22 protein-coding genes and 1 tRNA gene are annotated in these 22,967 nt (G+C 62.5%); 10 read left to right on the top strand and 13 right to left on the bottom strand.

Annotation, left to right across the window (positions count from 1 at the left end; genetic code table 11):
* Nucleotides 1-4: 4 nt before the first annotated feature.
* The 4 genes from C5F53_RS18155 to C5F53_RS18175 form a co-directional block, all read right to left on the bottom strand.
* On the bottom strand, nucleotides 5-1,606 hold the full coding sequence (locus tag C5F53_RS18155; protein WP_105262816.1) for an ABC transporter ATP-binding protein: 1,602 nt from the start codon (nucleotides 1,604-1,606) through the stop codon (nucleotides 5-7).
* Complete coding sequence (locus C5F53_RS18160; RefSeq protein WP_105262817.1) at nucleotides 1,603-2,637, bottom strand: ABC transporter permease; 1,035 nt, start codon at nucleotides 2,635-2,637, stop codon at nucleotides 1,603-1,605. The genes C5F53_RS18155 and C5F53_RS18160 overlap by 4 nt, the downstream gene beginning before the upstream one ends.
* 135 nt (nucleotides 2,638-2,772) lie before the next feature.
* Entirely contained in the window at nucleotides 2,773-3,801 is a 1,029-nt protein-coding gene (locus C5F53_RS18165; protein WP_105262818.1) for an ABC transporter permease subunit, read from the bottom strand.
* Between the two features lie 99 nt (nucleotides 3,802-3,900).
* A complete protein-coding gene (locus C5F53_RS18175) occupies nucleotides 3,901-5,709 on the bottom strand; it encodes an extracellular solute-binding protein (protein WP_201740893.1) in 1,809 nt (602 codons plus the stop codon).
* A gap of 43 nt (nucleotides 5,710-5,752) precedes the next feature.
* Between C5F53_RS18175 and fabI the strand changes: the two genes are divergently transcribed.
* Complete coding sequence (gene fabI / locus C5F53_RS18180) at nucleotides 5,753-6,541, top strand: enoyl-ACP reductase FabI (protein WP_105262819.1); 789 nt, start codon at nucleotides 5,753-5,755, stop codon at nucleotides 6,539-6,541.
* 129 nt (nucleotides 6,542-6,670) lie between these two features.
* Here the strand turns inward: fabI and C5F53_RS18185 are convergent, their stop codons facing one another.
* Nucleotides 6,671-8,941, bottom strand: coding sequence for an arginine/lysine/ornithine decarboxylase (locus C5F53_RS18185; protein ID WP_105262820.1), 2,271 nt, complete (start codon nucleotides 8,939-8,941; stop codon nucleotides 6,671-6,673).
* Between the two features lie 132 nt (nucleotides 8,942-9,073).
* Between C5F53_RS18185 and C5F53_RS18190 the strand changes: the two genes are divergently transcribed.
* A complete protein-coding gene (locus C5F53_RS18190) occupies nucleotides 9,074-9,499 on the top strand; it encodes an NfeD family protein (RefSeq protein WP_105262821.1) in 426 nt (141 codons plus the stop codon).
* Between the two features lie 12 nt (nucleotides 9,500-9,511).
* Entirely contained in the window at nucleotides 9,512-10,420 is a 909-nt protein-coding gene (locus tag C5F53_RS18195; RefSeq protein ID WP_105262822.1) for an SPFH domain-containing protein, read from the top strand.
* 101 nt (nucleotides 10,421-10,521) lie between these two features.
* On the opposite strand, the gene C5F53_RS18200 is transcribed toward C5F53_RS18195, so the two are convergent.
* The 5 genes from C5F53_RS18200 to C5F53_RS18220 form a co-directional block, all read right to left on the bottom strand.
* Nucleotides 10,522-10,611: transfer RNA gene (locus C5F53_RS18200), tRNA-Ser, on the bottom strand.
* A 128-nt stretch (nucleotides 10,612-10,739) separates the two neighbouring features.
* The gene (locus tag C5F53_RS18205; protein WP_105262823.1) at nucleotides 10,740-11,942 is read right to left on the bottom strand and encodes a branched-chain amino acid ABC transporter substrate-binding protein; all 1,203 of its coding nucleotides are present in this window, start codon (nucleotides 11,940-11,942) and stop codon (nucleotides 10,740-10,742) included.
* A 145-nt stretch (nucleotides 11,943-12,087) separates the two neighbouring features.
* Nucleotides 12,088-12,381, bottom strand: coding sequence for a hypothetical protein (locus C5F53_RS18210; protein ID WP_146097395.1), 294 nt, complete (start codon nucleotides 12,379-12,381; stop codon nucleotides 12,088-12,090).
* Nucleotides 12,381-12,812: a DNA polymerase III subunit chi gene (locus C5F53_RS18215; RefSeq protein WP_105262825.1), complete on the bottom strand. Its 432-nt coding sequence runs from the start codon at nucleotides 12,810-12,812 to the stop codon at nucleotides 12,381-12,383. Before C5F53_RS18215 ends, C5F53_RS18210 begins: the two co-directional genes overlap by 1 nt.
* Nucleotides 12,809-14,254 (bottom strand): leucyl aminopeptidase, encoded by a 1,446-nt coding sequence (locus C5F53_RS18220; protein ID WP_105262826.1) that lies wholly within the window; start codon nucleotides 14,252-14,254, stop codon nucleotides 12,809-12,811. Before C5F53_RS18220 ends, C5F53_RS18215 begins: the two co-directional genes overlap by 4 nt.
* A 23-nt stretch (nucleotides 14,255-14,277) precedes the next feature.
* Here C5F53_RS18220 and lptF point away from each other — a divergent pair, with 23 nt between their 5' ends.
* From lptF to C5F53_RS18255, 7 genes are all read left to right on the top strand, one after another.
* Nucleotides 14,278-15,384, top strand: a complete 1,107-nt coding sequence (gene lptF, locus C5F53_RS18225) for an LPS export ABC transporter permease LptF (RefSeq protein WP_105262827.1) — start codon at nucleotides 14,278-14,280, stop codon at nucleotides 15,382-15,384.
* On the top strand, nucleotides 15,381-16,487 hold the full coding sequence (gene lptG, locus C5F53_RS18230) for an LPS export ABC transporter permease LptG (RefSeq protein WP_105262828.1): 1,107 nt from the start codon (nucleotides 15,381-15,383) through the stop codon (nucleotides 16,485-16,487). The genes lptF and lptG overlap by 4 nt, the downstream gene beginning before the upstream one ends.
* Nucleotides 16,484-16,861 (top strand): sirohydrochlorin chelatase, encoded by a 378-nt coding sequence (locus C5F53_RS18235; protein WP_105262829.1) that lies wholly within the window; start codon nucleotides 16,484-16,486, stop codon nucleotides 16,859-16,861. The genes lptG and C5F53_RS18235 overlap by 4 nt, the downstream gene beginning before the upstream one ends.
* 50 nt (nucleotides 16,862-16,911) lie before the next feature.
* Nucleotides 16,912-17,877: a CysB family HTH-type transcriptional regulator gene (locus tag C5F53_RS18240; RefSeq protein WP_105262830.1), complete on the top strand. Its 966-nt coding sequence runs from the start codon at nucleotides 16,912-16,914 to the stop codon at nucleotides 17,875-17,877.
* Nucleotides 17,878-17,992: 115 nt separating this feature from the next.
* The gene (locus C5F53_RS18245) at nucleotides 17,993-19,153 is read left to right on the top strand and encodes a pyridoxal phosphate-dependent aminotransferase (RefSeq protein ID WP_105262831.1); all 1,161 of its coding nucleotides are present in this window, start codon (nucleotides 17,993-17,995) and stop codon (nucleotides 19,151-19,153) included.
* Between the two features lie 148 nt (nucleotides 19,154-19,301).
* Nucleotides 19,302-20,393, top strand: coding sequence for a PQQ-dependent sugar dehydrogenase (locus C5F53_RS18250; protein WP_236635438.1), 1,092 nt, complete (start codon nucleotides 19,302-19,304; stop codon nucleotides 20,391-20,393).
* An 82-nt stretch (nucleotides 20,394-20,475) separates the two neighbouring features.
* Nucleotides 20,476-21,012, top strand: a complete 537-nt coding sequence (locus C5F53_RS18255; protein WP_105262833.1) for a hypothetical protein — start codon at nucleotides 20,476-20,478, stop codon at nucleotides 21,010-21,012.
* A gap of 19 nt (nucleotides 21,013-21,031) precedes the next feature.
* On the opposite strand, the gene cobF is transcribed toward C5F53_RS18255, so the two are convergent.
* From cobF to C5F53_RS18270, 3 genes are read right to left on the bottom strand one after another with little or no spacing between them, the layout of a single operon-like run.
* Entirely contained in the window at nucleotides 21,032-21,790 is a 759-nt protein-coding gene (gene cobF / locus C5F53_RS18260) for a precorrin-6A synthase (deacetylating) (RefSeq protein ID WP_105262834.1), read from the bottom strand.
* Nucleotides 21,787-22,575, bottom strand: coding sequence for a precorrin-4 C(11)-methyltransferase (cobM, locus tag C5F53_RS18265; RefSeq protein ID WP_105262835.1), 789 nt, complete (start codon nucleotides 22,573-22,575; stop codon nucleotides 21,787-21,789). The genes cobF and cobM overlap by 4 nt, the downstream gene beginning before the upstream one ends.
* Nucleotides 22,572-22,961 (bottom strand): cobalamin biosynthesis protein, encoded by a 390-nt coding sequence (locus tag C5F53_RS18270; RefSeq protein WP_105262836.1) that lies wholly within the window; start codon nucleotides 22,959-22,961, stop codon nucleotides 22,572-22,574. The genes cobM and C5F53_RS18270 overlap by 4 nt, the downstream gene beginning before the upstream one ends.
* Between the last annotated feature and the right edge of the window lie 6 nt (nucleotides 22,962-22,967).

Below are 22,967 nucleotides of genomic sequence, written 5' to 3' on the forward strand. Positions count from 1 at the left end.
GGAATTATTCGGCTGCCGCCAGCAGTGTGCGGGTGTACGCATGCTGGGGCGTGTCCAGCACTTGTTCCACAGTGCCATTTTCGACAATTTCACCCGCTTGCATGACCACCACATGGTGCGCCATGGCCCGGACCACGGCCACATCGTGGGTGATCAACAGGTAGGCCAGCCCGCGCTCGGCCTGCAGGCGCTGCAGCAGCTGCAGGATCTGTTGGGCCATGGTCACATCCAGCGCACTGGTGGGCTCGTCCAGCACCAGCACCCGGGGCTGCACGATGAGCGCGCGGGCAATGGCCAAGCGCTGGCGCTGACCGCCGGAAAACTGGTGCGGATAGCGCTCCAGCAGGCCGGGAAACTGCGTATCGGTCAGCCCTACGGCCTCCAGCGCCTGCACCACCTGGGTGCGGCGCGCGGCGGTGTCCAGGTGCGGTGCGTGCACCAGCAGGCCCTCGCCCACGATTTCTTCCACCGTCAGCCGCGGCGACAGGGACGAAAACGGGTCCTGGAACACCACCTGCAAACCCTTGCGCAAGGCTTGGTCTGCGGCAGCGCCCTGCCCCCAACTATGCCCCAGCACCGACAAACTGCCGGAAAAGCGTTGCAGCCCCAAGGCGGCCAGCGCCAAGGTGGACTTGCCGGAACCCGATTCGCCCACCACGCCCAGCGTCTGGCCGGCGGGCACGGCAAAGTCAGCGCCTTGCACCGCCACAAACTCATCCGAACGGAACCAGCCCTTCACCCCACCCAGCGGCACCGGGTAGCCCACACGCAGACCATCGCCCTGCAACAGCACCTCGGCATCCGGCAGGGCTGGCGGCACGTGGCGGCTGGGGCGGCTGTCGAGCAAGCGGTGGGTATAGGCGTGCTGTGGCTGGGCAAACACCTGGGCCACAGTGCCGTGTTCCACGATATGGCCCGCCTCCATCACCGCCACATGGTCGGCAAACTGCCGCACCAGGTTCAGGTCGTGGGTGATCAGCAGCACGGCCATGCCGTACTTTTGCTGCAACTGCTCCAGCAAATCCAGAATCTGACGGCGCACCGTCACGTCCAGCGCCGTGGTGGGCTCGTCGGCTAATAGCAACTTGGGCTTGCAGGCCAGCGCCATGGCGATCATGGCGCGCTGGCGCTGGCCGCCCGATAGCTGGTGCGGATAGGCCTTGAAGCGCCGTGTGGGCTCAGCAATACCCGTATCCGCTATCAATTCAATAGCTGCTCGCGCAGACTCTGCGGGGGCCAGGCCCTGTTTTAGCTGCAATATCTCGGCAATCTGCTCGCCAATGGTCAGCACCGGGTTCAGGGCCGTCATGGGCTCCTGAAAGATCATGGCGATGTCTTGCCCCCGGATGGCACGCAGCTGGCGCTCGGGCAGGCCCAGCAGATTGACCGGCTCGGCCTGGCCAAAACGGGCGTTACCCTGTACCTGGGCACCCTGGGCCAAGCCCAGCAGGCTGAGCGCCGTGACGGTTTTCCCCGACCCCGACTCCCCCACCAGCGCCAGCTTTTCGCCGGGCTGAATCACAAAATCCACGCCGTGCACCACCTCGCGGCCCTCAAAAGCCACGCGCAGGCCGCGCACATCCAACAGAGGTGTTGCGACGCTCATGTGTCCTGCTTTCGAGGGTCCAGCGCATCGCGCAGGGCATCACCCATCATGGTGAGCAGCAACAAGGTGACGACCAGCACGCCAAAGGTGGAAAGTGATATCCACCAGGCATCAATATTGTTTTTGCCCTGCGAGAGCAATTCGCCCAGCGACGGCGTGCCCGGCGGCACGCCCAGACCCAAAAAATCCAGCGAAGTGAGCGCCAAGATGGCGCCGCTCATGCGGAATGGCAAAAAGGTGACCACCGGCGTCAAGCTGTTGGGCAGCACATGGCGCGTGATGATCTTCCAATTGGACACACCCAGCGCGCGGGCAGCGCGCACGTAGTCGAGCTGGCGGTTGCGCAGGAACTCGGCCCGCACGTAGTCGGACAGGCCCATCCAGCCGAACAGGCTCAGCAGCACCAGCAGCAGCGTTATGCTGGGCGCAAACACGGCACTGAAGATGATGAGCAGGTACAGCTCGGGCATGGCGCCCCAGACCTCGATGAAACGCTGGAAGGCTAGATCGGTCTTGCCGCCAAAGAAGCCCTGGATAGCCCCGGTGATCACGCCCAGCACCACGCCGGTGAAGGTCAGCGCCAGCGCAAACAGCACGCTCACGCGGAAGCCGTAGATCAGCTGGGCCAGCAGGTCGCGCCCGCGGTCGTCTGTGCCGAACCAGTTGGCGCGGCTGGGCGGCGCCGGGTTGGGTGCGGGGGCAAAGTAATTCAGCGTTTTGACACCGTAGGGGTTGGGCGCAAACAGCGCCCAGTTGCCGGCCTCGGCCAGCCGCTGCTGGATGAAGGGGTCCAGGTAGTCGGTGGGCGTGGCGAAGTCGCCACCAAAGGTGGTCTCCGGGTAGTCGCGCACCATGGGCCAGTAGGTCTGGCCCTGGTAGACCACCACCAGCGGCCGGTCATTGGACACCAGCTCGGCGGCCAGACTGATGAGCACCAGCGCACAAAAAACAACCAGGCTGACAAAGCCCAGGCGGTTGCGCCGAAAGCGCAGCCAGGCGCGACGCGAGGGAGACAAGGACACAGAACTCACTTACGCCCCCAAACATCAGAAACACACGCGCCACGACAGAAATGACGCAAACACAAAATGCCGTGGAACCGGCTCCGCCGGTCCACAGGCACTGCCCCCCTGAGGGGGGAGGCAGCCAGAGGCTGCTTCGGGGGCTTAGTCAAAAGTAACACGGGGGTCCACCCAGGCATAGCAAAGGTCAGAAATCAGCTTGGTGACCAGGCCGATCAGCGTGAACAGGTACAGCGTGCCCATGACCACGGGGTAGTCGCGGCGGATCACGCTCTCGTAACTCAGCAGGCCCATGCCGTCCAGCGAGAACTGGGTTTCTATGAGCAAGGCGCCGGTGAAAAACGCGCCGACAAAGGCGGCCGGAAAGCCCGTGATGATGGGGATCAGCGCATTGCGGAACACATGTTTCCACAGCACTTGCCCTTCCGACAGGCCCTTGGCGCGTGCGGTCACCACATACTGCTTGCGGATCTCTTCCAGAAACGCATTTTTGGTCAGCATGGCGGTGACGGCAAAGCTGCCCAGCACCATGGCCGTGACCGGCAGCGTGATGTGCCAGAGGTAATCGGTGATGCGGGCGCCCCAGGACAGGGTTTCCCAATTGGAAGAGGTGAGCCCGCGAAGCGGGAACCACTGCAGCTGCCCGCCAAAAATGACCAGCAGCGCCACGCCCAGCACAAAGCCCGGAATCGCGTAACCCACCAGCACCAGCAACGAGGTGATCAAGTCAAACCGCGAGCCTGCCCGCACGGCCTTGGCAACACCCAGCGGCACGGCGATCAGGTAGCTGATGAAAAAGGTCCACAGCCCCAGGCTCATGGACACGGGTAGCTTCTCCCACACCAGTGCCGACACATCCTTGTTGTGGAAGAAGCTCTTGCCCAGGTCAAATTTGGCGAACTGCACCAGCATTTGCCAGAAGCGTTCGGGCGCAGGCTTGTCAAAGCCATATAGTGCCTTGGCCTGTTCAATGCGTTTGGGGTCCACTCCCTGGGCGCCGCGGTAGCTCAGCCCACCGCCATCGGCCCCCGTGCCGGCGCCAGCCTTGGCCTCGGCCAGGTACTGCTCCACCGGGCCACCGGGCACAAACTGGATCACCACAAAGGTCAGCAGCAGCACGCCCAGCAGCGTGGGCAGCATGAGGGCCAAGCGTTTGAGGGAATAGAGAAACATGCGGCGATTATGGAGACGGGCGAGCGCCGCCGGGCCGCCCCAAGGCGCGAGGGCCCCCTTGGGGGGCAGCGACCCGCGCAGCGGCGGAGCGTGGGGGCATCATGGCTTTGCCCACCACAGATCAATCGCCCAGCCCTCGCCCTGGGCGTACGGCGGCATTTGCGCAGGCTTGTCCAGGCGCCAGGCGTTGTAGGCCAGCCGGTGGGTGCCGGCCGACCATTGCGGAACCAGGATGTGGCTGTGCATGATGACGCGGTCCAGCGCGCGACAGGCGGGCACCAGGTCCTGCTTGCGCTTGGCGCCGGTGATGCCGGCCACCAGGGCGTCTACCGCCGGGTTCTTGATGCCGCTGAAGTTGCCTGAGTCTTCGGTGTCCGCCGCCTTGCTGCCAAACAGGTCCGCATATTCCTGGCCGGGGTTGTGGGTGCCGGCGTAGGCAATGGAGGTGATGTCGAATTCAAACTTCTGCAGACGCTGCTGGTAGAGCGCAAAGTCCACGGGGCGGAAGTTGAGCTTGACGCCGATCTTCTCCAGGTTGCGCACCCAGGGCGCCACCGTGCGCACACCAGTCTCTGCGCTATCCAGGTATTCCAGCTCAAACGCCTCGCCCTTGGCGTTGCGCAGCGCGCCGTCGCGGTATTCCCAGCCCGCGTCCTTCAGCAGCTTTTGCGCCTGGCGCAGGTTGTCGCGCAGCGTGCTGTTGCCATCCGTGCGCGGCGGCACAGCCATAGGGCCAAACACGGCGGCAGGCACCTGAGCGCGCCAGGGTGCCAACAGTGCCAGTTCTTCGGCCGAGGGTTCGCCGATGGCCTGGCAGTCGGCGTTGCCAAACAGGTCTTGCACACGCTGGTAGGCGCCGTAAAACATCTGGCGGTTCATCCATTCGTAGTCGATGGCCAAGCCCAGCGCCTGACGCACACGCACGTCTTTCAACTTGTCACGCCGGGTGTTGAGCACATAGCTCTGGAAACCCGTGGGCAAGCGATGTTTGAATTCGGCCTTGACGAGTTCGCCACTGTCGAACTTGCGGCCGTTGACGCGGCGCGCCCAGTCCCCCGCAGAGAAAAAGCGCATAAGGTCGAACTCGCCCGCCTTCAGCGCCTCCAGCCGCGCCGTGCTGTCCTTGTAGATCTTGACAACGATGCGATCAAAGTTGGCGCTGCCGCGCTTCACATTGAGGTCGCGCGCCCAGTAGCTGGCATCGCGCATATAGGTGATGTCCTTGCCAAACACCACCGGGCCGATCTTGTAGGGTCCGCTGCCAATCGGAATGTCCATCACCACCTGGTCGAAGAGTTTGGCCTTGCCACCCTCCTCGCCCCAGCGGTGGCTGAACACCGGGAGGCCGCCCACGGTCAGCGGCAGCTCGCGGTTGGGTTTCTTGAAGCGGTAGCGCACCGTAGTGGCGTCCAGCACGTCCACGCCCGCCACGTCGTCCAGCAGGCTCTTGTAGGCCGGCGAGGTGAAAGGGCCAATGAGCGTGTCATAGCTGTGCTTCACATCGCGCGCCAACACCGGGTCGCCGTTGTGAAAGCGGGCCTCCTTGCGCAAACGGAAGGTCGCGCTGAGGCCGTCAGCCGCCACGCTGATGTCTTCAGCTAGCAGGCCATAACCCGCAGCGGTTTCGTCCAGCGAGCCGACCAGCAGCGTGTCGAACATCAGCCCGCTCAAGTAGGCCGGTGCCGTGCCCTTGATGGTGAAGGGGTTGTACTTGTCGAAGGTGGAGACGCGCAGGTTACTCACCAGGCGCAGCTCACCGCCTTTGGGCGCGCTGCCATTGGCGTATTCGAACTGCGCAAAGCCGGCCGGGTACTTAAGGTCGCCCCACAGCGCATAGCCGTGCGCCGCCCACGCACCCGAGGTCCACACACTGCCCAACGCCAACAACCAGCCCGCCAAAATTCGCATGCGACAATTCTGCACTAGACCAAGCATTTTTCATGAGGACACTATGGGCTTTTTAGCTGGCAAGAAGTTGTTGATCACGGGTGTGTTGTCGAACCGCTCCATTGCGTACGGCATCGCCAAGGCCTGCAAGGCGCAGGGTGCCGAGCTCGCCTTCAGCTACGTGGGTGAACGCTTCAAGGACCGCATCACCGAGTTTGCTGCGGACTTTGATTCCAAGCTGATCTTTGACTGCGACGTGGGCAACGACGAACAAATCGAGCAACTGTTCAAGGACCTGTCCACACACTGGCCCACGTTCGACGGCTTTGTGCACAGCATTGGCTTTGCTCCGCGTGAAGCCATTGCCGGCAACTTCCTGGACGGACTGACGCGCGAGAACTTCAAGATTGCGCATGACATCAGCGCCTACAGCTTCCCCGCTATGGCCAAGGCCGCCCTGCCCTTCTTGAACGACAAGGCCGCGCTGCTGACCCTGACCTACCTGGGCGCCGAGCGCATCATCCCCAACTACAACACCATGGGCCTGGCCAAGGCCAGCCTGGAAGCCAGCGTGCGTTACTTGGCGGAAGCCGTAGGCCCCAAGGGAATTCGTGTGAATGGCATCAGCGCCGGCCCCATCAAGACCCTGGCCGCCAGCGGTATCAAGGACTTCAGCAAGCTGCTGCACACCGTGGCCGATGCATCCCCCATCCGCCGCAACGTGACGATCGAAGACGTGGGCAATGTGGCTGCGTTCCTGCTGAGCGACCTGGCTGGTGGCGTGACCGCCGAGATCACCTATGTGGATGGCGGCTATAGTCAGACCATGGGCGTGACCACTGACCTGGCCTGAGATTTTAAAGCCAAATAGGCCTCTAGCCCGCTCAGATATTGCGCGAGCAGCTCCCAAAAGAATAGCGCCAGTGCAGATCGCACTGGCGCTATTTTTATTTCTGCCGGCTAGAGCCGGCACGGTGTGGGCTTAAGCCTTCACACAGTCGGCGTAATAGCGCACCTTGCCGTCCTCACCCACCTCGCTCACCAGGCCGTGCACGTCGGTCTCAAAACCGGGGCACTGCGCGTTGAACTCGCGTGAGAACTTCAGGTAATCCACCACTTTCTTGTTGAACACTTCGCCCGGAATCAGCAAGGGAATGCCGGGAGGGTACGGTGTGACCATGCCCACCGACACGCGGCCTTCCAAGTGGTCGATCTCTACACGCTCGGTTTTGCGCAGGGCAATGTGGGCGTAGGCATCGCTGGGCTTCATGGCCGGGGTCAGGTCGCTCAGGTAGACCTCGGTCGTCAGGCGGGCGATGTCGAACTTGGCGTACAGCTGGTGGATATGCTGGCACAGGTCGGCCAGGCCCATCTTCTCGTAGCGTGGGTACTTTTGCACAAACTCGGGCAGCACACGCCACATGGGCTGGTTCTTGGCGTAGTCGTCCTTGAACTGCTGCAGCGCGGTCAACATGCTGTTCCAACGGCCCTTGGTGATGCCAATGGTGAACATGATGAAGAAGCTGTACAGGCCGGTCTTCTCCACCACCACGCCGTGTTCGGACAGGAACTTGGTCACGATGGACGCGGGAATGCCGGTCTTGGCGAACTTGCCGTTCAGGTCCAGGCCAGGCGTCACGATGGTGGACTTGATGGGGTCCAGCATGTTGAAGCCGCTGGCCAGCTTGCCGAAGCCGTGCCAGTTCGCCTTGGCGCTCTTGCTCTCGCCCTTGATGATCCAGTCCGCCGCCTTGCCGATGCCTTCGTCGGCCAGCTTGTCCGGTCCCCAGACCTTGAACCACCAGTCGTCACCGTACTCTTCGTCCACCTTGCGCATGGCGCGGCGGAAGTCCAGCGCCTCGGCAATGCTTTCTTCCACCAGCGCGGTGCCACCGGGTGGCTCCATCATCGCGGCGGCCACGTCGCAGCTGGCAATAATGCTGTACTGCGGGCTGGTGCTGGTGTGCATCAGGTAGGCCTCGTTGAACAAATGCTTGTCCAGCTTTACGGTCTGCGAGTCCTGCACCAGCACATGGCTGGCCTGGCTGATACCGGCCAGCAGCTTGTGGATGGACTGGGTGCTGTAGACCACGGCCTCCTTGGGGCGCGCGCGGTTCTTGCCCATGGCGTGGTAGGTGCCGTAGAACGGATGAAACGCCGCATGCGGCAACCAGGCCTCGTCAAAGTGGATGTTCTCCACATAACCATCGAGCATGCTCTTGATGGTCTCGGTGTTGTAGAGCACGCCGTCGTAGGTGCTTTGCGTCAGCGTCAGGATGCGCGGCTTCACCGTCTTGGGGTTCACGCCCTTGAGCAGCGGGTTGGCCTTGATCTTGGCCTGGATCGTGGCGGGCTCAAACTCGCTCTGCGGGATGGGGCCGATGATGCCGAAGTGGTTGCGTGTGGGTTTCAAGAACACGGGGATGGCCCCGGTCATGATGATGGCGTGCAGGTTGGACTTGTGGCAGTTGCGATCCACGATCACCACGTCGCCCGGCGCCACGGTGTGGTGCCAGACCATCTTGTTGCTCGTAGACGTGCCGTTGGTCACAAAGAAGCAGTGGTCGGCATTGAAAATGCGCGCTGCATTGCGCTCGGACGCACCAATGGCGCCGTTGTGGTCCAGCAGTTGGCCCAGCTCTTCCACCGCGTTGCACACGTCAGCGCGCAGCATGTTTTCGCCGTAAAACTGGTGGTACATCTGACCCACGGGGCTCTTCAAGAATGCCACGCCGCCGGAGTGACCGGGGCAATGCCAGCTGTAGGAGCCGTCTTCGGCGTAGTCCAGCAGTGCCTTGAAGAACGGTGGCTGCACGCCCTCCAGATAGCCCTTGGCCTCGCGGATGATGTGGCGCGCCACGAACTCGGGCGTGTCCTCAAACATGTGGATGAAACCATGCAGCTCGCGCAGGATATCGTTGGGAATGTGGCGGCTGGTCTTGGTCTCGCCGTACACATAGATAGGCACATCCAGGTTCTTGCGACGCACTTCTTCAATGAAATGGCGCAGGTTCAGCACCGCGGGGTCCAGGTCCGGGCCGGGGGTGAATTCTTCGTCGTCGATGGACAGGATGAAAGCACTGGCGCGCGACTGCTGTTGGGCAAACTGGCTCAGGTCGCCGTAGCTGGTGACGCCAAGCACCTCAAAGCCTTCCGTTTCGATGGCCTGGGCCAGGGCGCGGATGCCCAGACCTGACGTGTTTTCCGATCGGAAATCTTCGTCAATGATGATGATGGGAAAGCGAAACTTCATCGAATGGCTCCAACGGGCGGGCTAAAAATACTAAACAGGCGCGAAGTGTAAGGACTTCTGGCGACAACGTCGTGGCGCCGTCACGCATTTGGCCCACAATGTGGCGTCATCAATACAAAGGAGGCCTCACACATGTCGGAACCCACCCTCTGGTGGCTGGTCACTGGCGCCATCGTGGTCGCCGAGCTACTGACCGGTACGTTTTACCTGCTGATGCTGGGCTTGGGGGCAGTCGCAGCCGCCCTGGCTGCCCATCTAGGTGCCAGCCTGACCGTCCAGCTGGTGCTGGCCTCCCTGGTGGGGGGCGGTGCGGTGGTGGCCTGGCACCTCAAACGGGCCGCAGGCCGCACAGAACCACCAGCCCAAGCCAACCCGAATGTGAATCTGGACATTGGTGAAACCGTGCAGGTCAGCACCTGGAATGCCGATGGCACCGCCAGCGTCCACTACCGCGGCGCGCAATGGACCGCCATGCACCGCGCAGGAATCAACCCCTCCCCTGGCGCGCACCGCGTGGCGGAGATGGTGGGCAACCGTCTTTTGGTAGATAAAGCTTAAACAGGAATCCTTATGGAAATCGCAATTGTTCTCTTGGTCATCGCCGTCATTTTCATCACCCGCTCGGTCAAAGTGGTGCCGCAGCAGCACGCCTGGGTGATTGAACGTCTGGGCAAATACCACGGCACGCTGACACCGGGTCTGAACTTTCTGGTGCCTTTTATCGACCGCGTGGCCTACAAACACGTGCTGAAAGAAATCCCGCTCGACATTGCCAGCCAAGTCTGCATCACCAAAGACAACACCCAGCTGCAAGTCGATGGCATTTTGTACTTCCAGGTCACCGACGCCATGCGCGCCAGTTACGGCTCCAGCAACTACATCATCGCTATTTCGCAACTCGCCCAAACCTCGCTGCGCTCGGTGATCGGCAAGCTTGAACTGGACAAGACTTTCGAGGAGCGTGACATCATCAACGCCCAGGTGGTGGCTGCCATTGACGAGGCCGCACTGAACTGGGGTGTGAAGGTGTTGCGTTACGAAATCAAGGACCTGACGCCCCCGAAGGAAATTTTGCACGCCATGCAGGCCCAGATCACGGCCGAGCGCGAAAAACGTGCCTTGATTGCTGCCTCGGAAGGCCGCCGCCAAGAACAAATCAACATCGCCACCGGCGAGCGCGAAGCGTTTATCGCCCGCTCTGAAGGTGAAAAACAGGCCGCTATCAACAGCGCACAGGGTGAAGCGGCGTCCATCACGGCCGTGGCCGACGCCACTGCGGCAGCCATTGAACGCATTGCTGCAGCGATTCGGCAACCTGGTGGTGAGCAAGCGGTGCAGCTGAAGGTAGCAGAACGTGCCGTGGACGCCTACGGCAAAGTCGCGGCTGACGCGACGACCACCCTGATCATTCCCGGCAATATGAGTGAAGTGTCAACGCTGATTGCGACGGCCATGAAAATGGTGCAAACCAGCAAATAAAACGCGGCCCCGGCGTCAAGGGGCAATAAAAAACCCCGCAGCACAAAATGCTGCGGGGTTTTTTGCCAACCAGCCTGGAAAAGACTGGTTGGACTTGGTTCTGGCGGAGCAGGCGGGATTCGAACCCGCGGTGGGTTTAACCCCACGCACGCTTTCCAGGCGTGTGACTTAAACCGCTCATCCACCGCTCCAGAGCCTCGTATTCTAGCCTGTCTTTTGGGCTTGTTTAGGCTCGTGCACCGTAAACTGCATAAAAAAGAAGGGCGCCGTGAGGCGCCCTTCTGATTTGCAGCGCGTCCACGCGCCGCATGCCGCGGATTTAGCGAATGACGGCCAAAGTTTCCAGCTTGCCAGCACGCACGGTCTTCAGAGTCAACGCGCCATTCTTGATGTCGCCCTTCTCGTCAAACATGATAGGACCGGTCACACCCTTGTAGTCCGTCTTGGCCAGCTCAGGCAGGTACTTGGCGGGGTCCGAAGAATTGGCCTTGACCATGGCCGCCACCATCAGCTTGACGGAGTCGTACACGTAGGGAGCGTAGACCTGCACGTCGGCGTTGAACTTGGCCTTGAACTTGGTCTTGAACTCTTCCATGCCAGCCTTGGCTTCACCTTCCACACCACCGGCTTCAGCACAGAACACTTGGTCGTCGGCAATCGCGTCACCGCCCAGCTTTACCAGCTCGGAGGAGCAGATGCCGTCGCCGCCCATGAACTTGGCCTTGATGCCCAAAGATTTCATTTGCTTCAACATGGGGCCAGCCACAGCGTCCATACCGCCGAAGAACACGACGTCAGGCTTTTTGCCCTTGATGGTGGTCAGGATGGAGTTGAAGTCGGTGGCTTTGTCGGTGGTGAATTCCTTGGCCACAACTTTGCCGCCAGCAGCTTCCACGGCCTTGGCAAACTCTTCTGCCACGCCTTGGCCGTACGCGGTACGGTCATCGATCACGGCAATGGACTTGCCCTTGAGGGTGCCCACTGCGTATTTGCCGAGAGTGCCACCCAGTTGGGTGTCGTCAGCCACCACGCGGAAGGTGGTCTTAAAACCTTGGCGGGTGTACTTGGGGTTGGTGGCGGAAGGAGAGACTTGAGGAATGCCCGCGTCGCTGTAAATCTTGGAGGCGGGGATGGTGGTACCGGAGTTCAGGTGACCGATCACGCCAGCGACTTTGGAGTCCACCAGCTTTTGCGCCACGGCAGTGCCTTGCTTGGGGTCGGCTGCGTCGTCTTCGGCGATCAGTTCCAGGGTCACTTTTTTGCCGTCGATCATCACGCCAGCGGCGTTTAGTTCTTCGATGGCCAGACGGGCACCGTTTTCGTTGTCTTTGCCCAGGTGGGCGATGGCGCCACTGGTGGGGCCGACGTGGCCGATCTTGACCACTGCACCGGCGTCAGCCGCGGGGGCTGCTGCGGGCGCAGCCGCTGGGGCTGCAGGAGCCGCTTCTTCTTTTTTACCGCAAGCAACCAACAAGGCCGCCGCAGCCAATACCGTCAAAGTACTTTTCACTTTGAATTGCATAAAAACTCCCAGGATGGAAAAAACAATGAATGTGTGAACGTGATGTTCAGCGCCCAAGACAATAGCGCAGTTTTGGGGCCACCGACCTAGGGGAATGCACGCAAGAGGTTAAAAAATGTGAGCACACAGGCCCGCGAGCGCAAGCCTAGCGAGGTGGCGGCTCCGGCATTTCAGCCACAGCACCTTCCACGGCGGCACGCACCATCTGCTCCAGATCGTGCTGGATGCGGGGCGCCAACTCGCGCAGCTGCTCTTGCACCAAGTCACTGACCAGTTCACGCAATTGGCTCTCAATATGGGGCGATACCGCTTGCATCACCTTAGCAACCATGGCGTCGGTGTCGATGCTGGCTTGCGGTGGGGGCTCCGGCGGATTCGGCGGAAGCACCACCTCGGTCAAGGTAGGTAAAAACCGCGGCGTCGGTTTGGAGGTACGCATCACGCGGCTCCTTTGAGGTTGAGGTCGTGCTTCTGGATCGTAATGCCCTGTTGGGCGTATTGTTTCCAGCGGCCCCGGGCGGCCAGCCGGTCTTCTTCGTCATGGCTCACCACTTCGATCACCCGACCAAAGTGGGCAAAGCCGTCGGGCACAGCGTCCGACAGGTTCAGCAACACACTATCAGCCGACAAACCTGGGTGCAAGGCACTGGCCAGCACCACCGGACTGCGCGGCGTGGACGGATCCCCATCCACACAGTGCACCAGAAATTCGGTCGGTGACAGGGCCCACAAATGGGCATCCAGGCGGCGCACCAGGTCGTGCGAACCAAACACCACCAGGCGTGCGCCCTGCCCCACGGCTTTGCGCAGCAGGCGCCCGGCGTACTCCAGCTTGTTGGGCGCCCCGAAATGAAACGCGACTTCCGTCACTTGGTCCCCACCTGGGCCATCAGGTACTCCACCAGCAAGCCCACGGGTCGGCCGGTCGCTCCTTTGGCGGCACCACTTTTCCAGGCCGTACCGGCGATGTCCAAGTGGGCCCAGGGGTATTTGCTGGTAAAGCGCTGCAGGAACTTGGCGGCGGTAATGGCCCCACCCGCACGGCCGGCCACGTTGGCCACATCGGCAAAATTCGTCTTCAGCCCATCGGCGTAATCTTCGTCCAACGGCAACCGCCAGGCCAGGTCTGCACTGCGTTCACCAGCCGCCAGCAGGGCATCCCCCAACGCATCGTCGGTTGCAAACAAACCGCTGCGCACGCCCCCCAAGGCCACCACACAGGCCCCCGTGAGCGTGGCGATGTCGACCACCGCGGTGGGCTTGAAGCGTTCGGCATAACTCAGGGCATCACACAACACCAGCCGGCCTTCGGCGTCTGTGTTCAGGATCTCGATGGTTTGGCCGCTCATGCTGGTCACCACGTCGCCTGGCTTGACCGCCCGGCCGTTGATCAGGTTTTCGCAAGAGGGAATAAGGCCCACCACATTGATGGCGGGCTTGAGCTGGGCCAAGGCGCGGAACACACCCAGCACGCTGGCGGCACCACACATGTCGAACTTCATTTCATCCATCTCAGGGGCAGGTTTGATGGAAATGCCACCGCTGTCGAAGGTGATGCCCTTGCCCACCAGCACGGTTGGAGCCTTGGTTTTGGCCGCGCCGTCATAACGCAAAACAATGAAACGCAAGGGTTCGTCCGAACCCTGCGCCACGGCCATGAAGGAGCCCATGCCCAGTTTGGCCACTTCTTTGGGGCCCAATATTTCGCACGACACCTTGGGCAGCTTGGCCAAGGCCTGCGCTGCCTGCCCCAGCAGCGTCGGCGTGGCAAAGTTGGCCGGGCGGTTGGCCCACTCTTTGGCCAGCTCAATGCCCAGCACCGTCCCTACGGCCCGGTCAAAGCTGGCCGACACTTCGGCCGCGTTGCTGGCGACCACCAGGCATTTTTGCAAGGTGCGCGGCTCGGGCTTGCTCTTGGTGTGGGTGTAACTGTAGGTGGCGTCTGCAGCGGCCAGTACGGCTGCGCGCACGGCGTCCTCCTGGGCCGGGGAGGCAAAGGCCAGCACCACTTTTTTGCCCAAAGACGCTTTAACCGAACCCAATGCGGCAGATACGGCGGCACGCACCTGCTTGGCCTTGCCCTCCCCGACTCCCGCCAATAACAAACGCGGGGCATTGGCCTGGGATGCACGGTACAACGGCACCAGTTGGCCGGGTTTGGCGCCCAGGTCGCCCGCCTTCACCGTTTGCGCCACCAGCAGGGACAACTCGTCCTTGCCCGGCTTGAAATCCTGCTGCACCAGCAGTACTAGGACATCGCATTTTTCATTCGCAAGGCCCACCAGGGTCAAAGGCTTGAGTTCAAAGTTCATAATTCGTGCTTTCTTTCGTCGCAATGTTATTCCATTCCTCCATCCGCAAAGAGTTGGCACGCAGTTTCGGTGCCACCTTGGTGGTGCTGGTCACCGTGGTCATGACCATGACCCTGATCCGCACCCTGGGAGAGGCGTCGCGTGGCACCTTCAACCCCGCCGATGTGATGATCATCATGGGTTACACCGTGCTCTCCGACATGCCCACCATCCTGTCCATGAGCTTGTTCATCGCCGTGCTCAGCGTGCTGACCCGTATGTACCAGGACAGTGAGATGGTGATCTGGTTTGGCAGTGGCCGGGGGCTGGCGTCGCTGCTCAAACCCCTGTTTCGATTTGCCTGGCCCATTCTGGTGCTGATCCTGGCGCTGGCTTTCCTGATCCTGCCATGGGCCTTTGGCCGCATTGAAGACCTGCGCTACAAATACGACAAACGTGGCGACATCGCCCGCATCGAGCCTGGCCAGTTCCAAGAATCAGCCAATGGCGACCGCGTGTTTTTTATCGAGAAAGACGCGCGCGGCCAGCAAACCGGCAACAACGTTTTTATCGCTACCCAGGAGCAGGGCAAGGAAACCATCACGTCGGCCCGCACCGGCCGGGTTGAGGTGATGGGCGACGACAAGTTTTTGGTGCTGGACCATGGCCAACGCCTGGAGCGAACACCCGGCAAGGCCGATATGACCGTGAGTGTGTTTGAACGCTACGGCGCGCGCGTGGGTGTCGATGACCAGTCCGCACGCGACTACGCCCCCACCCACGCCAAAACCACGCTGGAGCTGGTGCAAACGCCCACCCCCTTGCACCTGGCCGAGCTGGCTTGGCGCGTGGGGCTGACATTTGCCGCCATGAACTTCATCGTGATCGGTCTGGCCTCCGCCGGGGTCAACCCACGCGCTGGGCGTGCAGGCAATTTGGGGTTTGCGTTCCTGACCTTTGTTGTCTACTTCAACCTGCTGGTGCTGGGCAAAAGCTGGATCGCGTCGGGTCAAGTTGGTTTTGGAAGCTTTTTGCTCGCGCTGCACGGTGGTGCCTTGGTGTTGGGCCTGCTGTGGCTGACCAAACGCCACCACAACTGGGCGCCCCGCTTGCGCAGACGCCGCACCACCGCACCAGGAGAACACGCATGAAGACCCTGCGGCGTTTGCTCTATGGCGAGGTGATCGTGGCCGTGTTCCTGGTCACGCTGGGTTTTATCGCCCTGTTCTTCTTCTTTGATGTGGTGGAAGAGCTGCAGGCCGTGGGCAAGATCAAGGCCGTGGGGTACCAGATCCCGCAAGCCCTGATTTATGTGGCGCTGATGATTCCCAGCCACGTCTACGAGCTGTTTCCCATCACGGTGCTGATTGGCACCATTTTTGTGATGGCGCGCCTGGCGCGCAGCTCGGAGTTCACCATTCTGCGCACCAGTGGCTTGGGGCCCTGGCGGGCCCTGCGCACGCTAATGGCGCTGGGCCTTGGTTTTGTGCTCTTCACCTTTGCGGTGGGCGACTATGTGGCGCCCCTGGCCGACAAAACGGCACAGCTGCTCAAGTCGCGTTTCCAGGGCAGCATATCGGTGGGCAAAACCGGGGCCTGGCTCAAGGAAAAACAGGCCTATGGCCACTACGCCGTCAACGTGGGTTCCCTGGCATCCGACGCGAGCATGGAAGACGTGCGTATCTTCGAGTTTGACAACCAGGGTTACCTGGTGTCCCTGACCCAAGGCAAAACCGGGCAGTTTGGCGAAGACGAATCCTGGTTGCTGCAGGACGTGGAGCGCACCGAATTCACCGCCCCCGAAAGCGCCACACCCCGTGCTGACAGGGCCCAGTTCGAGAGTTTTCGCTGGCCCACCAAGGTAAGTGCCGAAATGGTCTCGGCCGCCGTGCTGCGCCCGGAGCGCATGGGCACCATCGACCTGTTTCAGTACATGCGCCACCTCAATGCCAACGGCCAGTCGGCGCAAAAGTACGAGATCCAATTCTGGAAAAAAGTGTTCTACCCCATGAGCTGCCTGGTGATGGTGGTACTGGCCCTGCCCTTTGCCTACCTGCACTTCCGCTCCGGCGGCATTGCCAGCTACACCTTTGGCGGCGTCATGGCCGGCATCAGTTTTGTGCTGCTCAACAACGTGATGAACGACCTGGGCAACCTGCAGGGCTGGCAGCCCTGGTTTACCGCAGCGCTGCCGGGGCTTATTTATTCGGTGATTTCCCTCACCGCCTTCTCTTGGCTGGTACTACGACGATGAGCCTTCCCCATCCCACCGGCGTGGTGCTGTTTGCCCACGGTTCGCGCGACCCGCTCTGGCATCGCCCTATCGAGGCCGTGGCGGCGCAGATTCGCCAGTCCTCGCCCGACACCCTGGTTGCTTGCGCCTACCTGGAGTTGAGCACCCCAGACCTTGCCACCGCTGTGGCCGATTTGGTGGCCCAGGGTGCGCGTGCCGTCCGCATCGTGCCCATGTTCTTGGGTGTGGGCCGCCATGCGCGCGAAGACCTGCCGGCCCTGGTGCACGACCTGCGCGTGCAGTACCACCTGATTCCCATCCTGCTGCAGGACGCCGTGGGTGAAGACCCACGCATGGTGCAATTGCTGGCGCAGATCGCCCTGGACAGCGCTTAACGATAGATCTTTTGGTGCATAATAAATCTCATCTTTAGGTGAAATTTGATATGAACTTACACCAATTCCGCTTCGTACAAGAGGCCGCCCGCCGCAACCTCAACCTGACCGAAGCCGCCAAGGCGCTGCACACCTCGCAGCCCGGCGTGTCCAAAGCCATCATCGAGCTGGAAGAAGAGTTGGGCATCGACATCTTCGCCCGCCACGGAAAACGCCTCAAGCGCATCACCGAGCCTGGCCAGCATGTGCTCAAGAGCATTGAGCTGATCCTGCGTGAGGTGAACAACCTCAAGCGCATTGGCGAGCAATACAGCTCGCAGGACAGCGGCACGCTCTCCATTGCCACCACCCACACCCAGGCGCGTTACGTGCTGCCCGAAAAAGTGGCCCAGCTGCGCACCGCGTTCCCCAAGGTCAACGTGAGCCTGCACCAAGGCGCACCCGACCAGGTAGCCCGCATGCTGATCGACGACGTGGCGGAAATTGGCATTGCCACCGAATCGCTGGCCAACTACTCCGAACTGGTGACCCTGCCTTGCTACGAATGGCAGCACGTGCTGGTGCTGCCCACCGACCACCCGCTGGCCCAGAAAGAACGCGTAACGCTGGAAGAAGTGGCCGCCGAGCCGCTGATCACTTACCACCCGTCCTTCACCGGCCGCACCAAAATTGACCAGGCTTTCGCCGCACGCAAGCTGGAGCCCCGCATCTCGCTGGAAGCCATCGACTCCGACGTGATCAAGACCTATGTGCGCCTGGGCCTGGGCATTGGCATTGCCGCCGAAATGGCAGTCACCGACGTGGTGGAAGACATGGAGAAAAACGACTCCAAGGGTGGCCTGGTGGTGCGCCCCGCAGGCTACCTGTTTGGCCAAAACATCACCCGCGTGGCCTTCAAACGCAGCGCCTACCTGCGTAACTTTGTCTACACCTTTGCCGAGCTACTCTCCAGCCGACTGGACCGCGTCCTTATCGCCAAGGCCATGGAAGGCCATGTGAACGACTATGAGTTGTAAGCCCCCCGAAGCGGCCTATGGCCGCCTCCCCCCAGGGGGCGCCACCACCGGCCCGGCAAAGCCGGATCCGCGGTGGCACTGACCAAGACACTTCACTCCTGCATCGTGTGATTTTATGAACGAACCACGTACCCCCGCCCTCACCTCCCGCCTGCCCAAGGTGGGCACCACCATCTTCACCGTCATGTCGGCGCTGGCCGCCGAGCACAAAGCGGTCAACCTGGGCCAAGGCTTCCCCGACTTTGCCTGCGACCCCGCGCTGGTCGACGCCGTGACCACCGCCATGCAGGCCGGCCACAACCAGTACCCGCCCATGACGGGCGTGCCGGTGCTACGTCAGGCCGTGGCTGCCAAGATTGCGGCCCTTCACGGCAAGCAGTACCACCCCGACCAGGAAATCACCATCACCGCCGGCGCCACCCAGGCCATCATCACCGCCATTCTGGCCGTGGTGCACCCGGGCGACGAAGTCATCGTGCTGGAGCCCTGCTACGACAGTTATGTGCCCAACATCGAGCTAGCCGGCGGTGTGGTGGTGCGCGTGCCGCTGACCCCGGGCACCTTCCGGCCCGACTTTGCCAAGATCAGTGCGGCCATCACGCCCAAGACACGCGCCCTGCTCATAAACACCCCGCACAACCCCAGCGCCACGGTGTGGAGCAAAGCCAACATGCTGGCCCTGCAGGACCTGCTGGCCCCCACCGACGTGCTGCTGATCAGCGACGAGGTGTATGAACACATGGTGTTTGACGCGCAGCCCCACGAAAGCGTGTCGCGCTACCCCAGACTGGCGGCGCGCGCCTTTGTAGTGTCCAGCTTTGGCAAAACCTTCCACGTCACCGGCTGGAAAGTGGGCACCGTGGCCGCGCCCGCGCCGCTGATGGCCGAGTTCCGCAAGGTGCACCAGTTCAATGTGTTCACGGTGAATACGCCGGTGCAGCACGCGCTGGCTGCCTACCTGGCCAACCCGGCGCCCTACCTGGAGCTACCCGCGTTCTACCAGCGGAAGCGCGACCTGTTCCGCGCGGGACTGGCCAACACCAAGTTCAAGCTGCTGCCCAGCCAAGGCAGTTACTTCCAGTGTGTGGACATCTCGGAAGTGAGTGACCTGAACGAGGCCGACTTCTGCCAGTGGCTCACACGCGAGGTGGGTGTGGCGGCCATCCCGCTGTCCGCTTTTTACGGCAGTGGGTTTGACCAGCGCGTGGTGCGTTTCTGTTTTGCCAAGCAGGACGCGACGCTGAACGCTGCACTGGAGCGGTTACAAAAGCTCTGATCCGCTATGGTTTCAGGAGCTGCTCGCGCATATCCTACGGGGGCTAGAGGCCAATTTCTCTTATAAAAGGAGTCGCACCATGGTGTCATTCGCTCTTACCCGGAAATGGGCACTCGGCTGGATAGTGCCTCTGGTTTGCGGTGCCGCCATGGCCCAAACAGCACCAGCGCTGCGCGTGGAAGTGGTCGCCAGCCAGCTGCAGAGCCCCTGGGCCGTGGCCTTTCTGCCGGAGGGCCGTTTTCTGGTGACCGAGCGCCCGGGCGCGCTGCGTGTGGTCGAGGCTAACGGGGCGGTTTCGGCACCCTTGGCTGGCGTACCGCCTGTGGCCGCTGGCGGCCAGGGGGGGCTGCTCGACGTGCTGCTGGACAGCGACTTCGCCACCAACCGCACGCTGTACCTCTGCTATTCGGAGCCCGGCAGTGGTGGCAACAGCACCGCCTTGACGCGCGCCCAACTGTCCGATGACCGCAGCCGTTTGCAAAATGTGCGCGTGCTCTTCAGCCAACAACCCAAGGTGGCCAGCAGCGCCCACTTTGGCTGCCGCATCGCCGAAGGCCGGCAGGCGGGGCGGCCCGACGGCACCCTGTTTGTGACGCTGGGCGACCGCTTCAGCCGCAAAGACGATGCCCAGCGCCTGGACACCCACCACGGCAAGGTGGTCCGTATTGGCAAAGACGGCAGCGTGCCCGCCGACAACCCTTTCAACACCCCTGCCGCGCAGCGCGACGGCGCCCTGCCCCAGATTTGGAGCTACGGCCACCGCAACCCCCAAGGCTTGGTATTGGCCCCCGATGGCACGCTGTGGGAACACGAACACGGTCCGCAGGGCGGTGACGAACTTAATGTCATCAGCCGCGGCCGCAACTACGGCTGGCCCGCCATCACCTACGGCGAAAACTATGGTGGCGGCAAGATTGGCGCGGGCCTCACCGCCCAGCCCGGCATGGAGCAACCACTGCACACCTGGGTACCGTCCATCGCGCCGTCCGGCATGGCCTTCATCACCAGCGAGCGGTATGGCAAGGCCTGGGCGGGCAATCTGGTGGTCGGTTCGCTCAAGTTTGGCTACCTGGCGCTACTGGAACTCTCAGCGCCCTTCAGCGGCAAAGTAGTGCGCGAAAGCAAGCTGCTGCCCGAACTGGGCGAGCGCGTGCGCGATGTGCGCCAGGGTCCGGACGGCCTGTTGTACCTGCTGACCGACAGCCCCAACGGGCGGTTGCTGCGCGTGCTGCCGCGATGAGCCAGTGCCGGAGCCTGGCTTCGGCTTTTCATGCAGTTGTCATCTGCCAACGTTGTAATGCGGGCTTCGTTGGAGGTGAACAATGCAACTTCAAAAAACCGACAAAGCGCGGGCCGAATTGCAGGGCGGCAGCCGCTCGCTGGGTCAGCGTGAACGCGCCCTGCTGATCCTGGCAGATGGGAAAACCACCGTGCGCGCAGTGGACCACCTGTTCAATGGCCAAGCCCAGATCCTGGCCCACCAACTCATAGAGGCTGGTTACCTGGTCGGCATCAACCTGGAACGTCCGCCCAGCTTGCGTGCAGAGGTAAAACCTGCACCACAGCTACGCGCCCCGGAACCCGCACCAGCGCCGGCCAATGCCGCCGATTCCTTTGAGGGCAAACGCTCGCTGGCTACCACGCGCATGTTTTTATTTGATATCTGTGAACGCATGTTTGTGCGCCGCGCCCCCGAGCAGGCCGAAGCCTTCCGCGAAGCGCTGCGCAATGCCAAGGACCGCGAGTCCATGCTGACCGCAGCCCGCGAGATGATTGCCGCCGTGGAAACCCTGGCCGGCCACGAACGCGCGGACTCCATCAGCGAGCGTATCGCCATGCTTCTGCCACCCGAGGCCTGAGCAGCAGCCTGCGCCCCCCTCACACCTGCAGCTTGCGCAGCAAGTAGGTGTCCATGATCCAGCCATGTGCCGCGCGTGCCACCTCGCGTTGCGCCACGATCTGCGCCCCCACCTCGGCCAAGGAGCCACTGATGCAGAGCTGGTTGGGCATGCCCAGGTAAGCGCCCCACCAGATGTAGATGCCCTCCGCGGGCAACTGCTGAAATGCACACTGGCCATCCAGCATCACGGCCACGGTGCTAGCGTCCACAGGCCAGCCCTGCTCACGCAAGCGGCGCCCCGTGGTGATGGTCACTGGGGCATTGATCTCATTCAGCGCAATGGCATGGGCAGCTGTGAGCGCCTGCAGCGCCGTGATACCCGGCACCACCGACACCCGCAGTGGCAGCTGCGCCGCCAGACGCTCGGCAATGCGCAGTGTGCTGTCGTACAAGGAAGGATCCCCCCACACCAGCAAGGCCAAGCGCCCCCCCTGCGGCAAATGGGCCTGGATGTGTGCGAGCCACACCTGTGCGATGGCGTCGTGCCAGCGGTTCACACCGCCTTGGTAATCGGGGTCTGCGCTGTCGCGCACCGGCATGTCAAAGCCCAACACGCGTGTAGCCGGGTTGGTGATCAACTGCGCGCACAGGCTGGCGCGCAAATCGGCCAAGTCCGCTTTGTCCGCGCCCTTGCGGGGCAGCAGGATCAGGTCGGCCGCATTCAACGTGGCCACGCCCTGGCGGGTGATGTGGTCCGGGTTGCCGGTGCCCATGCCCACCAGGCTGAGTTCGATCATGGCGTGTTGCCTTCTGGGAAACGGGGGGCGGTGCCCACGGGGCGGTAGCGCCGGTCGTAGTCACCGGCATACAGGCGGCTGGTGGCAAAGTCCTGCGCGCCCAGGGTGCGGCCCACCAGAATGATTGCGGTGCGCTCTATGCCATCGCCCACCGCTGCCTCCACCGTGGCCAGGGTGGCGCGCACCACACGCTCGTCGGGCCAGCTGGCACGCCAGACTACGGCCACCGGGCAGTCCGCGCCGTAGTGGGGGCTCAGCTCCTGCACCACGCGCTCCAGCACATGGATGGACAGGTGGATCGCCAGCACCGCGCCGGTCTGGGCGAAGTTGTGCAGCGACTCGCTATCTGGCATGGCCGAGGCGCGCCCCGAGGTGCGGGTCAGCACCACTGACTGGCACAGGCCCGGCAGGGTCAGCTCGGCTTCCAGCGTGGCGGCCGCTGCCGCGAACGAGGGCACGCCCGGCGTCACGGTGTAAGGGATGCCTTCTTCACGCAGGCAACGCAGCTGCTCGCCCATGGCGGACCAGACCGACAAATCGCCCGAATGCAGGCGCGCCACATCGTGCCCTGCGGCGTGTGCTGCGCGAATCTCGTCAACGATTTGTTCCAAAGACAGTGGCGCGGTGTTAACGATGCGGGCACCGGCCGGGCAATGCGCCAGAACGCCCTCAGGCACCAGAGAGCCCGCATAGAGGCACACTGGGCTCGCGGCAATCAGGTTGCGGCCGCGCAGGGTCAGCAGGTCGGGGGCGCCGGGGCCGGCGCCAATGAAGTGAACAGTCATGGGGAGGTATTTTCAGGGAGGACGAATGCGATGGCCGCCGTGGCCAGGCGATCTGGGGACACGCAGCGCGGCCCCCGCAGTTGCGCACCGGAGCCCGCGGCCGCCAGTGCAGAAGACTCGGCCAGGCTGTGCTGGCCATACCGTGCAGGCACATGGGCACAGCTGTGGGCCGGCTGCGTGTGCAAAACATCCGCTGGAATGGCCAACACCGGCAAGCCCCACTCAGCGGCAAAGCGCACAAACGCCGGGGCGCCGGCCTTGTCCCAGGCCGTGGCCAGCGCGGTCAGGGTGATAGGCGCATCCAATTGCGCCAGCGCAGCGTGCAAGGCGCTGCGCAAAGAGTCTGCCGTGGCGGCCTCACGAAACCCGAACCCGGCCACGCTCATGCCCAG

Origin of the sequence: Rhodoferax sp. TS-BS-61-7 (genome assembly GCF_002943465.1) — a bacterium.
In the GTDB taxonomy this organism is placed as follows: Bacteria; Pseudomonadota; Gammaproteobacteria; order Burkholderiales; family Burkholderiaceae_C; genus Allorhodoferax.